The following is a 12,908-nucleotide window of genomic DNA, read 5'->3' as shown; positions in this document are numbered from 1 at the left end:
ACGGTGATCACCTCTACGGGCAGGGCCCGTACAAGAGTTGCCCCGGCCGTCGTCCGCCCGTCGGCTGCCGTTTCCCCGATCAGGCCGGGAGTGTCCAGCGCTGGTTGGCGGCACCGGTGCAGGTGTAGATGCCGAGCGGGGTGCCATTGGCGCTGCCGCCGCCGTAGGCGTCGAGGCACTTGCCGGTGGCGGGGTTGACCAGGGCCGCTCCGTCGGTCCGCCACTGCTGGGCGGCCGAGCCGTCGCAGGCCGCGGTCCGTACGGTGGTCCCGCTCACGCTCATGCACCGGAACTGCGCGCGCAGGGTGCCGTCGGCGGCCCGTACCCAGTTCTGGTTGTTGCCGCCGGTGCAGCTCCAGAGGTTCAGCTGCGTGTCCGTGGTGCCGCCGGGGATGTCGACGCAGGCGCCCGCGGCTCCGACGACGGACCCGGAAGAGGAGTTGCCGATGCCGTCCTCGTGCACACTGCCGCCGCTCCGGCCCTCGACCGCTGCGTCGTCGGAGCACGTGCCGCTCACGCTGGTGGCGCCGAGGGTCGCGGTGACGGCGGCACCGCCCGCCGTGCCGGCGGGCAGGTCGAAGAGGGCCTTGGAGTACGGCGAGTCGGCGCAGGTGGCGGCGTTGTTGTTCCAGTCGAAGTACTCGACCCAGTCGACCATTCCGCCGGTGGCGATCTTCGCGCCGGTGCCGGTCCGCAGGCTGCCGAGGACGAAGGACGTGCCTGCCGTGGCATCGGTGACGGTGGCCCGGTACCAGCCCGCCTCGGTGTCGGGAGCGATGCGGAAGCGGTAGTGGTGCCCGGCCGTGAAGCGCTCGGCGAGCCGGCAGGTGTAGCCGGTGCCGCCCTCGGCGAAGGTCTGGCAGTACGTGCCGAAGTCGCCTGCCCGGCCCCCGGTGGAGTCCCAGAGCGAGAAGAGGAACAGGCCGCCGCCGGAACGGTTGCGCTGCATGCCGATGTAGCCGCCGACTCCGTTGGTGAAGCCGAACTGGTGGGACCAGAAGACGTTCGCCCGGCCCGGGTCGGACTGGACGGTGGTGCCGAAGGTGACCTCGTCGAGCGGGGCCGTCCCGGACGGGAAGGTGTAGTTGCTGTACGAACCCGGGGTCCTGCCGGTCGCACCGGCAGGACCGGCCGGGCCGAGGCAGACGGCGACCGCGAGAATCACCACCATGACGGTGGCGCGTGCTCGTTGCATGTCCCTGCTCCTTCACCGGACGAGTGGTCCACTCCTTTGTCATGGACTCGTCCACAAGAGTGACGGGGAGTCAGGTGCCGGGGCATGGACTTACCGGGTCGGGCTCATGGACTCCTGCGCCGTGCCGTCCGCCCCGCACACCGCCGGCCAGCCGGCCGTGCGGTCGCACCAGCGCTCCAGGAGCACCCGGTCGTGTCCGACGGCCAGCAGTCCGGCCCCGGACTCCCGCCGGTAGGCCTCCACCACCTCGACCAGCGCGGCGGTCGTCGACGCGTCGAGCATCGCGGTCATCTCGTCGCAGATCAGCCACCGCGGCCGCAGGACCAGCGCTCTCGCCAGACAGGCGCGCTGCAACTGGCCGTCGCTGACCTCGTGCGGGCGCCGCCCGAGCAGTTCGGCCGTGAGCCCGACGGCGGGTGCCAGTGCGGCCACCCGGTCCGGCACCTCCGCGCGGCGGCCCGTGGACCGCAGTGGCTGGGCGATGAGTTCGCGCAGGGTGAGCCGGGGGTCGGCGGCGAGCCGGGGCTGCTGGAAGACGACGCCGACGGCGGTGCGCTGCGCCCGCGGGGCGGCGTGCCGCCAGCCGCGCACCGGTTCGCCGTCGAGTACGACCGCGCCGGCGTACGGACGGTGCAGCAGCGCGGCGACCCTGGCCAGGGTGGACTTGCCGCAGCCGCTGGGGCCCAGCAGTCCGACCGACTCCCCCGGCGCGATGCTCAGCGAGGCTCCGCGTACGACGGGATCGCGGGGGTCGTATCCGGCGGTGACGCGGGTGAGTTCAAGCACGGACGGGCTCCTCCCCGTCCGCCCGCACCTCGTGGTGGCAGGCGAGACGGCCGTCGAACGGGGGCAGTACGGCACACCGGTCGTCGGCGCGGCCGCAGCGGGCCGCGAACGCGCAGCCCTCGGGGAGCGCCCCGAGCTCCGGCGGCATGCCGGGGATCGGGACGAATGCGCGCTCCGGCAGGGCGTCCAGGAGGCCGTGCGCGTACGGATGGCGCGGTCCGGGGTGTCCGAAGAACCGCTCGGCGTCGGCAAGTTCGACGATCCGGCCCGCGTACATCACGGCGACCCGGTCGGCGATCCGCTCGGCCGCCGCGAGGTCGTGGGTGATGAGCAGGAGCGCCCGGTCCCCGTCGGTGTGGCGGCGCAGTTCGTCGACGGTCCGCTCGACGAGGTCGCGGTCGAGTCCGGTGGTGGGCTCGTCGGCCAGGAGCAGGGGCGCGTCGCCGATCAGGGCGAGCGCGGTCGCGGCCCGCTGGGCGAGGCCGCCGGAGAGTTCGTGCGGGTACCGGTCGAGGTGCCCGGCCGGGAACGAGGCGCGTGCGGCGGCCCGTTCGGCGGCCGGGCGCACGGCGGACCCTCGGGCGCCGGTCAGTTCGCGCAGGGTCTCCTCCAGCTGGGCGCGGACGGTGCGGACCGGGGTGAGGTGCGCGGCGGGGCTCTGCGGTACGAGTCCGATGCGGCGGCCCCGTACCGTGCGGGCGAGGGTCCGTTCACCGGCGGTGAGCAGTTCGGTGCCGTCGGCGAGGAACGCCGAGCCGGAGGTCCGCGCATTGCCGGGGAGCAGTCCCAGCAGCGCCGAGGCCAGTACGGATTTGCCGCAGCCGCTCTCGCCGACCAGGGCCAGGCACTCCCCCGCGGCGAGGTCGAAGTGCGCGTCGCTGACGGCGGCGATGTCGCGCCCGCCGCGCATCCGGAAGCGCACGGAGAGTCCGCGTACGGAGAGCACCGGAGTCTTCGGGCCGGTGCCGGCACCCACCGGAGACTCGGGGTGGGAAGCGGAACCCACCGGAGACTCGGGGTCGGGAGCGGAACTCACCGGCGGCTTCGGGCCGGGGGCGGTACTCACAGCATCAGCTCCGATCGGCGGCGCGGGTTGATCCGTTCCCGCCAGGCCCCGGCGAGGCCGGCCAGCGCGAGGGTCGGGACGATCAGGAACAGGCCGGGGAAGAGCGTCGGCCACCAGTCGCCCGCGAGCAGCGAGCCCCGGGCCGACTGCACGAGGTTGCCCAGGCTCGCCTGATGGGTGGGGAGTCCGAGCCCGAGGAAGGAGAGCGCGGACTCGTGCCACATGGCGTGCGGCACCATGAGTACCGCGGCGAGGCCGGCCTGCGGGAGCACGGCGGGCAGCAGGTGCCGCACGACGACCCGGCCGCGCGAGGCGCCGCCGGAGACCGCCGCGTCGATGAACGGGCGGGAGCGCAGCGACAGCACCTCGGCGCGGACGATCCTCGCGGTCGACAGCCAGTGGGTGAGGGCGACGGACACGATCACCGGGCCGACGCCGGGCCGGAACATCGCGACGACGAAGATGCCGAGCAGCAGATGCGGCACGGACGAGAAGGTGTCCACGAGCCGCATGACGACGCGGTCGGTCCAGCCGCCGGACGCCGCGGCCAGGGCGCCCACCGCGGTCCCGATGACGGTCGCGGTGAGCCCGGCGACGATGCCGACGAGCAGCGAGACGCGGAGCCCGTAGACGCAGCGCAGCAGCAGATCGCGCCCGACGTCGTCGGTGCCGAACGGGTGCTCCAAGGACGGCGGCCGGAGCTTGGCGGCGAGGTCGACGGCCTGTTGGTCGAGCTGGACCAGGGGCGGCACGAGGAGGACCGCGAGCAGGACCGCGCCGACGATCCCGGCGGAGGCGGCCACCCGGACGCGGCGGGTGGTCCGGCGTGCGGATGCCGCAGCGGTGTCAGCCATCGAAGCCCACTCTCGGGTCGGCGATCGCGTAGAGGAGGTCGGAGAGCAGGTTGCCGAGCACGACGGCCGCGGTGGCGAGCACCGTGAGCGCGGCGAGCAGCGGGAAGTCGACGGAGGTGGCGGCCTGCACGGTGGCGGCGGCGATGCCGGGCCAGCTGAAGACCGTCTCGACGAGCAGGGCGCCGGTGATGAGTTCGGGGACACGGGAGCCGATGAGGGTGAGCATGGGCAGCATTCCGGAGCGCAGTGCGTGGCCGAGCAGTACGGTGCGTTCGCGCAGTCCGCGGGCGCGGGCGCCGCGCACCGGGTCCTCGTCGAGCGCGTCCGCGACGCCCTGGCGTACGTAGAGGAAGAACCACGGCAGCTGGGAGATCCCGAGCACGGCCGCGGGGAGCACCAGATGGGTGGCGACCTGACCGGGGGTGACGGTGTCGCTGGCCGCGTCGGTGAGGCCGCCGGCCGGGAGCACGTCGAGTTCCAGGGCGAAGAGCCAGATGGCGAGGAGTCCGAGCCAGAAGGCCGGGGCGGCTTCGAGGGTGTACGCGGCGGAGCCGACGCACCGGTCGAGCAGGCGGCCGGGCCTGCGGGCCGCGAGCACGCCGAGGCCCGTGCCGAGGACGACCGCGACGGCGAAGGCGGTCGCGGCGAGGAGTACGGACCAGCCCAGGCGTTCGCCGATGACGTCGGCGACCGGCTGGCGCATCACGGCGGAGTCGCCGAAATCGCCGCCGAGCGCGGCGGTCAGCCAGTTCCACCAGCGGGCGACGAGCGGCTGGTCGACGCCGAGGTTGGCACGCAGCTGGTCGAGGTTCTCCTGCGAGGCGGTGAGGCCGGCGGTGCCCGCGTACGCCTTGACCGGGTCGAAGGGGGAGGCGGCGGCGACGGCGAAGACACCGAACGTCACGGCGGCCAGGACGGGGACGGCGAGCAGCGCCCGCCGTCCCGCCATCCTGCCCATCGGCCCCCAGGGGAGGCGGTGGTTCACTTCTTCGGTGTCCAGTCCTCGACGTTCCACCACGGGCCGGACGCCAGTCCGTGGTCGTGCGGTTCGACCTGGGTGGTGAGCGGGCCGAATCGGTCCTTCACGACGTAGAGGTGGTCGATGTGGGTGAGGAAGGTGTACCCGGGGTTCTTCACCAGTTCGCGCTGGACGGTGTCGTAGGCGGCCTTGCGTTCGGCGCCGTCACCGCTTCTGCGGCCCGATTCGAGGGCCCGGTCCACGGCCTTGTTGTCGTACCACGCCATGTTGTTGAAGCCGTCACCGGCGAGTGAGGACTTGAGCAGGGTGTACTGGTCGAAGTCGGGGTCGGCGGGCGATCCGCCGCCCGCGAGGACCGCGTCCTGCTTCATCCGCGGCTCGATGACCTCCCACGTCCCGGCCTCGGTGGTGATGTCGATGCCGGCCTTCTTGGCGTCGGAGGCGTAGGCGAGCGCGTGGTCCTGGCGCAGCTTGTCGCCGGTGAGGTACCAGAGCGGGAAGGCGGCGCGCACCCCGTCCCTGGTGCGGATGCCGTCCTTGCCGGGCTTCCACCCGGCGTCGTCGAGGATCTTCTTCGCTGCGGCGAGGTCGTGGGGGCGTTCGGTGCCCTTGGCGAACCATGCGCTGTCGGTGGGGACGGGTCCGTAGGCGGGCCTGCCCTCGCCGTTGAGCAGGGAGTCGACCATGGCCTTGCGGTCGACGGCGACGTCGAGCGCGCGGCGGACGGCGATGTCGCCCGTGACCTTGTTGTGGGTCGGCAGGGTCACGTTGCGGTAGTCGTACGTGGTGGCGGCGTAGGTCCGGGTGCCGCTGCCGCGGGCGAAGCCCTCGGCCAGGTTGGGCGGCAGGATCGCGCCGTCGAGTTCGCCGGAGCGCAGCCGGGTGGCGCGCACGTCGTCGTCCTTGATGATCGCCATGGTGAACTTCTTCACCTTCGGCGCGCCGCCCCAGTAGCCGGGGTTGGCCCTGAAGGCGATCTTCTCGCCCTTGGACCACTTGGTGAGCAGATACGGTCCGGTGCCTATGGGGTGGGTGGTGAATGCGCCGGTGTTGACGTCCTGCCCGCCCGCGACGTGTTCGGGGGCGATGGGCAGGACGGTGCGCTGGGCGAAGGGCGCGTAGGGGTACTTGAGCGTGAAGACGACGGTGTCGTCGCCGGCCGCCTCGACGCTCTTCACCGCGTCGAGTTCGGTGCGGGAGGCGTTGTTGGTCTTCTCGTCGAGGATGGTCCGGTAGGTGAAGACCACGTCCTTCGCGCCGAACGGCTCGCCGTCGCTGAACTTCACGCCCTTGCGGAGCCGGTACGTGTACGTCAGCCCGTCGTCGCTCACCTCGGGCAGGGCGGTGGCGAGCGCGGGCCGCAGCTTCATGCCGTCGTCGAGGGCGAGCAGTCCGTCGAAGATCTTGGAGTTGCCGTCCTTGCCGTAGCCGAGCAGCGGGCTGAGGCTGTCGGGCTCATAGGCGATGCCGACCACCGCCGAGTCGGCCGCGCCCGATCCGGAGCCGCCGCCGTCCGGGCCTCCCGGTTGCGAACAGGCCGTCGCGGTCGACAGCAGCACGGTCGCCAGCGTCGCGGCGGCCGCTCCCCTTATCGGTCGGGCCGTCATACTCTGCACCCCTTGTTGAAGATCGAATGTTATTGCAAAACGATCGCAATTAAACAACAGGTAAAGGGGTGCCCGGTACCCCGCCGTACGCGAAGACGGCGAAGCGGAGGCGCGCCCGCACGCGCCTCCGCTCCAAGTCCCGGATGTCCTCCGGTCGTTACCGTCCCTGCGGTGCCGGGAGTTCCACGAGACCGGCGATGGTCTCGCGGTGGTGTCCCGCCGTGCCGAAGGCGATCGAGTCGGCCTTGGCCCGCTTCAGGTACAGGTGTGCCGGGTGCTCCCAGGTCATGCCGATGCCGCCGTGCAACTGGACGCACTCCTCGGCGGCGTGCACGGCGACCCCGGAGCAGTACGCCTGCGCGACGGCCACCGCCAACGGCGTGTCGGGGCTGCCGGTCGCGAGGGCGTCCGCGGCGTTGCGCGCGGCGGCGCGGGCCGACACGACCTCCAGCCAGAGCTGTGCCATGCGGTGCTTGAGCGCCTGGAACGAGCCGACCGGACGGTTGAACTGGTGCCGTTCCCGGGTGTACCGGACCGTCTCGGTCAGGCACCACTCGGCGAGTCCGAGCTGCTCCGAGGCGAGCAGTCCGGCGCCCGCCAGCAGGCCCCGGCGCACGGCGGCGACCGCGGACGCGCCGTCGGCCAGCCTGGTCCCGGCCGCCCGGCGAAGCGTGACGGTGGCGAGCGGCCGGGTCAGGTCGAGCGGTACGAGCGGCTCGACGGCGACGCCCTCGGCGCCCGCCTCGACCGCGTACAGGCCGTCGGTCGTGGGCACCAGCAGCACATCGGCGGCGGCCGCGTCGGCGACGCCGGTCACCGTGCCCTCCAGCGTGTCGGCCACCACGCCGACCGGCTGTGCAGCGCCGGGCCGAGCGGCGGCGAACGGCACGGCGAGCACCGCGACCCTGCGGCCGGCGGCGAGTTCACCGAGGAGTCCGGCGACCGGCCCCTCCCGCGGCGTCAGTGCGAGCAGGGTCTGCGTGGCGACGACCGCGCCGGTCAGATATGGCGCGGGAGTGACACCGCGGCCCAGTTCCTCCAGCACCACCGCGGCCTCGCGATGGCTCGCGCCCTGCCCGCCGAGCTCTTCCGGCACCAGCAGCCCGGCGGCGCCGATGTCGGCCGCGAGAGCCTTCCAGAGCCGCGGGTCGTACGGTGTGCCGGACTCGACGCGGGCGAGCAGCGCCGGCGCGTCGCTCCGGTCGGCGAGCAGCGAGCGGACCGCTGCCCGCAGATCGTCCTCGGCCTGCGAGTACAGCAGATCGGGGGCGTGGGTCTCTTCGGTCGGTGCGGTCATCGGGCCAGGTCCTTCCAGGGGACGTCCTTGTCGTTGCGCGGCTCGGCGGGCAGGCCGAGTACGCGCTCGGCGACGATGTTGAGCAGCACCTCGCTGGTGCCGCCCTCGATGGAGTTGCCCTTGGAGCGGAGGTAGCGGTAGCCGGCGTCCCGGCCGGTGAAGTCGACGAGCTCCGGCCGGCGCATGGTCCAGTCGCTGTACAACAGCCCTTCATCACCGAGGAGTTCGACTTCCAGGCCGCTGATCTCCTGGTTGAGCCGGGCGAAGGCGAGCTTCATTCCGGAGCCCTCGGGGCCGGGCTGTCCGGCGACGAGCTGCTGGCGCAGCCGGGTGCCGGTGAGCCTGGCCACCTCGGCCTCGACCCAGAGGGTGAGCAGCCGCTGGTGGAGGTCGTGGGTGCGCAGTTCGGGGCGTTCGCGCCAGGTGCGGGCGACCGGGCCGATCATGCCGCCCTCGCGCGGGAGGCGTGCCCCGCCGATGGAGACCCGCTCGTTCATCAGCGTGGTCTGTGCGACCTTCCAGCCCTCGCCGACCGGGCCGAGGCGCCTGCTGTCGGGGATGCGCACGCCGGTCAGGAAGACCTCGTTGAACTCCGCCTCGCCGGTGATCTGGCGCAGCGGCCGGACCTCGACACCGGGGTCGGTCATGTCGCAGATGAAGTAGCTGATTCCGCGGTGCTTGGGCAGGTCCGGGTCGGTGCGGGCGATGAGGATCGCCCAGCGGGCCAGATGGGCGCTGGAGGTCCAGACCTTCTGGCCGTCGACCACCCAGTCCTCGCCGTCGCGGACGGCGCGGGTGCCGAGGGCCGCGAGGTCGGAGCCGGCGCCCGGTTCGCTGAACAGCTGGCACCAGACCTCCTCGCCGACCCACAGCGGTCGCAGGAAGCGCCGCTTCTGCTCGTCGGTGCCGTAGCCGAGGACGGTGGGGGCCACCATGCCGAGGCCGATGCCGATCCGGCGCGGGTCGTTGTCGGGGGCGCCCGCCGCGGCGAGTTCGGCGTCGACGACGGGTTGCAGGGAGCGTGGTGCGTCGAGTCCGCCGAGACCGGCCGGGTAGTGCACCCAGGCCAGTCCGGCGTCGAAGCGGGCCTTGAGGAATTCGGTGCGGCCGGTGGTGGCCGGGGGGTGTGCGGCGAGCAGTTCCTGGGTGCGGCGGCGGAGTCCGGCCGCGTCGGGCGTGGTCATCGGGCGGCTCCTGACGGCAGGACGACGATCCGGCCGGTGCTGCTGCCGTCGGCGACCCGCTGGACGGCGGACGCGGCCCCGGCCAGCCCGACGCGTTCACTGATCAGCGGCTTGATGACGCCCCGGGCGGCGAGCCCGGTGAGTTCGTCGTGGCAGGCGCGGACGGCGGCCGGGTCCTTGGTGTTGTACAGGCCCCAGTGGAGTCCCGTGATCGAGTAGTTCTTGACGAGTGCGTGGTTCAGCGCCGGAGCGGGGACGACGCCGCTCGCGAAGCCGACGACGATCACCCGGCCCTCGAAGGCGATGCACTTCACGGACTTGGCGTAGGCGTCGCCGCCGACCGGGTCGTACACCACGTCGGCGCCACGTCCGCCGGTGGCTTCCTTGACCGCGGCGACGATGTCCTCGGCGTGCCGGTCGATGACCAGGTCGCAGCCGAGTCCGGTGGCGGTCTTCGCCTTCTCGGGGCCGCCGACCACACCGATGACGGTGGCTCCGGCGGCCTTGCCGAGCTGTACGGCCGCGCTGCCGACCCCGCCGGCCGCGGCGTGGACCAGGAGGGTCTCGCCCGCCCGGAGGTGCGCCCTGCGGTGCAGGCCGAACCATCCCGTCTGGTAGCCGATGTGCAGGGCGGCGGCCTCGGCGTCGTCCAGGGCGTCCGGGGCGGGCAGCAGTGCCGCCTCGTCCGCGACGACGTACTCGGCGAACCCGCCGTCCGGCAGGGCGGGCGTGGCGAGCACCCGCCGTCCGTCGGCCGTCCGGCCGCAGATCTCCACTCCGGGGGTGAACGGCAGCGGCGGCCGCACCTGGTACTGGCCGCGGCAGAGCAGCGCGTCGGGGAAGTTGATGTTCGCCGCGAGCACCTCGATGAGCACCTGCCCGTCGCCGGGCGTGGGCCGGTCCGTCTCCTCCAGCCGCATCACCTCGCTCGGCTCGCCGTTCCGGTGCACTCGCCATGCCTGCATGAGGGGCCTCCACAACACTGTCGGCATTACCACTGCTCCGGCGCATACTAAGCGGTCGCTTGCCACTCTGGGAACAACCTGCCGGCGCCGGTTCGCACCGGACCCGGACATGGGTGCGCCCGGCCCGGACCGAGGAGTCCCGGTCCGGGCCGGGCGCGGGGAAGCGGCGGAGGTCAGCCCTGGCCGGCCACCACGATGTCGGCGATCCGCGGTGCCTGCGACCCGGCGCGCCAGGCGAGCCGCACCGCGTCGGCCGTGCGGCCCGCCGTGTCCACCCGGCTGTACGGTCCGTCGAGCGTGCCGACGGTCCGCCAGGTTCCGTCGGTGCCGCGCAGCTGGATGTCGGCGCGGGCCGCGGATCCGGCCGGCTGGAGGACGGTGACGGCGGGCACGGCGCGCGCCGTCACGAGCCCCACCTCCAGCGTCTCCCCGGCCTCCGGTGCACGGGCCGCCCGGTAGACGGTGCCCGGGTCTCCGTCAAAGGCCGCGCGCAGCGCGGATCCGGCCTCGGCCGGCGGCCCCCCGGTCACCGCGCCCTCCTCGGTCGGGACGCTGAACTCCCGTACGACGAGCCAGCTGTCCTGGCCGGCGGTCGCCCGTGCCCGCACGTAACGCGCCTTCGTTCCGGCGGGAGCGGTCGCGGTGACGTCCGGCTCGCCGGAGAAGGCGGTGAGCTGCTGCCAGCTCTGCCCGTCGGCCGAGTACTCCAGCACCCCCTGGTGGAGGTAGTCCTCGGCACTGCCGGGCTTGCCCATGGCGAGGGCGACGGAGCCGATGTCCCGGACCCGGCCGAGGTCCACGGTGATCGCGTCACCCGCGGCGGGCGCCCCGTCGCTCCAGAAGTAGGTGGAGTCGTCGCCGTCCAGCATCCGGGCGACGGAATTGCTCTGGTAGGTACCCAGGCCGGTCGAGGCCGTGGGCCGGCCGCTCACACCGAGGATCCGGTCGTGCTCGGCGTTCGCCGCGTCGATGAACCGGTCGAGGACGCCGTCGCCGACCAGGACCGGCACCTTGCGCCCGTCGAGCCCGGTGTAGGTGAAGGACTTCGCCTCGGTGACCTGCGCGGGCAGCTGCTGCCGCAGTTCCCAGGCCTGCGCGCCCTTTCCGGCACGGGCCGCCTCGACCATGCGCAGAGCGGTGCGGGCCGCGGTGGCCCAGGACCCGGTGGCGTCCAGCCAGGGGCCCGAGTCGGCGATGAAGCCGCGGTCCGGGAGGCCGTCGCGCAGCCGGCCGGGAGCCGCGCCGAGCTCGCCGAGCACCAGGGCGAGCCGGGAGGCGTCGCCGGACTTCCAGTAGCGGGCGAACTCCGCCGCCAGTTCGGGGGCCTGGTCCTTGTTGAGCGCCGAGCTGTAGTTCACGTCGGCGAACGCCCGCAGCGCCTTCTGCGTGCGCGGGTCGCCGCCCGCGTACTCCTTCAGCCCCTCGCCCCACGAGGCGCGGGGGTCGTACGCGGCGTCGTTCCACGCGTAGTCGGCAACGGTGTACAGCGCGATCTTCGAGGCGTAGGGCTGGATCATCGGGTTCGCCGTGATCCCGGCCAGCCTGCCGGGCAGGCCCTTCTCGCGGCCGCTGAACGGGCCGAGCAGCAGCCGGTTCGTCGCGTAGTCGTTGACCGGGTAGTTGTCCCAGGTCAGGATCGGGTGGTTGAAGACCGTGCGGGCGGCCTCGGCCTGGGCGACGGTCATGGTCGGAGCGACGACGCCGACGCCCGTCCACTCGACCAGGACATCGGGGTCGAGCTGTTCGGAGAGCGCCTTCTTGTACGGCGAGGCGGAGACGTTGTAGTACTCGGTCGGGACCATCTGGAGCGGCTGGGCACCCGGGTGGGTGGCGATGAACTCCTTGTTGACCCGGTTGAGCAGATACGCCTGCGCCGCGCCCGCCGCACCGCCGCCGGTCCCCCACTTCGCCTTGTCCTCGGCGCAGTTCCAGTCGGTGTAGCTGATGTCGTCGAGCGGCACCGCGAAGGTGCGTACGCCGATGTCCCAGATGGTCTGGAACTTGTCCACCAGCGCCTTGGCGTCGGCGTCCGAGCTGTAGCAGATGGAGAGGCCGGGCGAGAGCGCGTAGGTGAACTCCACGTGCCGCTGCGCGGCCCGGTCGGCGAGCTCCTCGATCTGGGCCAGCCGGTCGGCCGGATAGGTGTCGCGCCACTTCGCGCGGAGGTAGTCGTCGTCCTTGGGCGAGTACACGTAGATGTTCATCTTGTGCTCGCCGTAGTAGTCGAGCTGGTCGAGGCGGGCCTCGTGCGACCACGGGGTGCCGTAGAAACCCTCGATGACGCCGCGCAGTGCGGTGCCGGGCCAGTCGCGCACCGCGAGCCCGGCGACACCGGCTCCCGGGTGCCCGGATTCCGGGAGGATCTGACGCAGCGTCTGCGCGGCGTAGTACGTGCCCGTGGTGTCCTTGCCCGCGAGGACGACGCGACCGGCGCCGATGCCGAGCACATAGCCGTCGGCGGGCAGCGCGTCCGGGCCCTCGATCCGCTGCGCGGCGAGTGCGGCCGAGTCACCGACATGGACGGTGAGACCGCTCCGGGCGGGTCTGTCGGCGCGTACGACCCGCTGTGCGCCGGCCCGGCGCAGCGCGCTCTCCACGACCTGAAGGGCGGACTCGTCGGAGGTGTTGCCCGCCACCAGGGTGACGGTCGGGCTGATGGTGATCCGGTCGGTGCGGGGCTTCACGGACTGCGGGGTCGGCGTGACGGCGGGGGCCGTGCGGCCGGCCGCGGCCTCGGCGGGGGTCGCGGCGGGGGCGTCGCCGGCGGCCTGGGCGGCCGGGACGGCGGTCAGCAGACCGCCGACGAGCAGGGCCGCCGCCGCGCCGAGCGCGGTGAGACGGGGTGGGCGAGGCGTCACAGGTCCTCCATTGATCACTCAAGTCATCAGAGTCGCGCAACGGAACATGACCGAATTCAACATCGTGGCGCTGACATGTCAATGGTCTGGACAACATCGACACGTGGACCTGCGGTT

Annotated in this window: 10 protein-coding genes; all 10 read right to left on the bottom strand. The window is 72.8% G+C overall.

Annotation, left to right across the window (positions count from 1 at the left end; translation table 11 throughout):
* Positions 1–79 precede the first annotated feature (79 nt).
* Positions 80–1,195, bottom strand: coding sequence for a ricin-type beta-trefoil lectin domain protein (locus tag AADR41_RS09365; protein ID WP_342280847.1), 1,116 nt, complete (start codon positions 1,193–1,195; stop codon positions 80–82).
* Between the two features lie 90 nt (positions 1,196–1,285).
* Positions 1,286–1,981, bottom strand: a complete 696-nt coding sequence (locus AADR41_RS09360; protein WP_342280846.1) for an ABC transporter ATP-binding protein — start codon at positions 1,979–1,981, stop codon at positions 1,286–1,288.
* Positions 1,974–2,891: an ABC transporter ATP-binding protein gene (locus AADR41_RS09355; RefSeq protein ID WP_342280892.1), complete on the bottom strand. Its 918-nt coding sequence runs from the start codon at positions 2,889–2,891 to the stop codon at positions 1,974–1,976. Before AADR41_RS09355 ends, AADR41_RS09360 begins: the two co-directional genes overlap by 8 nt.
* Before the next feature lie 152 nt (positions 2,892–3,043).
* Positions 3,044–3,901, bottom strand: a complete 858-nt coding sequence (locus tag AADR41_RS09350) for an ABC transporter permease (protein ID WP_342280845.1) — start codon at positions 3,899–3,901, stop codon at positions 3,044–3,046.
* Entirely contained in the window at positions 3,894–4,859 is a 966-nt protein-coding gene (locus AADR41_RS09345; RefSeq protein ID WP_342280891.1) for an ABC transporter permease, read from the bottom strand. Before AADR41_RS09345 ends, AADR41_RS09350 begins: the two co-directional genes overlap by 8 nt.
* 23 nt (positions 4,860–4,882) lie before the next feature.
* Positions 4,883–6,487 (bottom strand): ABC transporter substrate-binding protein, encoded by a 1,605-nt coding sequence (locus tag AADR41_RS09340; protein ID WP_342280844.1) that lies wholly within the window; start codon positions 6,485–6,487, stop codon positions 4,883–4,885.
* A gap of 157 nt (positions 6,488–6,644) precedes the next feature.
* A complete protein-coding gene (locus AADR41_RS09335) occupies positions 6,645–7,784 on the bottom strand; it encodes an acyl-CoA dehydrogenase family protein (protein ID WP_342280843.1) in 1,140 nt (379 codons plus the stop codon).
* Positions 7,781–8,968: an acyl-CoA dehydrogenase family protein gene (locus AADR41_RS09330; protein ID WP_342280842.1), complete on the bottom strand. Its 1,188-nt coding sequence runs from the start codon at positions 8,966–8,968 to the stop codon at positions 7,781–7,783. Before AADR41_RS09330 ends, AADR41_RS09335 begins: the two co-directional genes overlap by 4 nt.
* Complete coding sequence (locus AADR41_RS09325) at positions 8,965–9,933, bottom strand: NADPH:quinone oxidoreductase family protein (protein WP_342280841.1); 969 nt, start codon at positions 9,931–9,933, stop codon at positions 8,965–8,967. Before AADR41_RS09325 ends, AADR41_RS09330 begins: the two co-directional genes overlap by 4 nt.
* A 173-nt stretch (positions 9,934–10,106) precedes the next feature.
* A complete protein-coding gene (locus tag AADR41_RS09320; protein WP_342280840.1) occupies positions 10,107–12,791 on the bottom strand; it encodes a beta-N-acetylglucosaminidase domain-containing protein in 2,685 nt (894 codons plus the stop codon).
* Between the last annotated feature and the right edge of the window lie 117 nt (positions 12,792–12,908).

The organism is Streptomyces sp. CLV115 (assembly GCF_038448545.1).
In the GTDB taxonomy this organism is placed as follows: Bacteria; Actinomycetota; Actinomycetes; order Streptomycetales; family Streptomycetaceae; genus Streptomyces; species Streptomyces sanglieri.
Note: the sequence above shows the minus strand (reverse complement) of the source record. Positions and strands in the feature narration are given on the sequence as shown.

Coding starts and splice junctions, on each gene's coding strand:
- AADR41_RS09355 (WP_342280892.1), bottom strand. CDS start 2,891: ATGCGCGGCGGGCGCGACATCGCCGCCGTCAGCGACGCGCACTTCGAC.
- AADR41_RS09340 (WP_342280844.1), bottom strand. CDS start 6,487: ATGACGGCCCGACCGATAAGGGGAGCGGCCGCCGCGACGCTGGCGACC.
- AADR41_RS09330 (WP_342280842.1), bottom strand. CDS start 8,968: ATGACCACGCCCGACGCGGCCGGACTCCGCCGCCGCACCCAGGAACTG.
- AADR41_RS09365 (WP_342280847.1), bottom strand. CDS start 1,195: ATGCAACGAGCACGCGCCACCGTCATGGTGGTGATTCTCGCGGTCGCC.
- AADR41_RS09335 (WP_342280843.1), bottom strand. CDS start 7,784: ATGACCGCACCGACCGAAGAGACCCACGCCCCCGATCTGCTGTACTCG.
- AADR41_RS09345 (WP_342280891.1), bottom strand. CDS start 4,859: ATGGGCAGGATGGCGGGACGGCGGGCGCTGCTCGCCGTCCCCGTCCTG.
- AADR41_RS09325 (WP_342280841.1), bottom strand. CDS start 9,933: ATGCAGGCATGGCGAGTGCACCGGAACGGCGAGCCGAGCGAGGTGATG.
- AADR41_RS09350 (WP_342280845.1), bottom strand. CDS start 3,901: ATGGCTGACACCGCTGCGGCATCCGCACGCCGGACCACCCGCCGCGTC.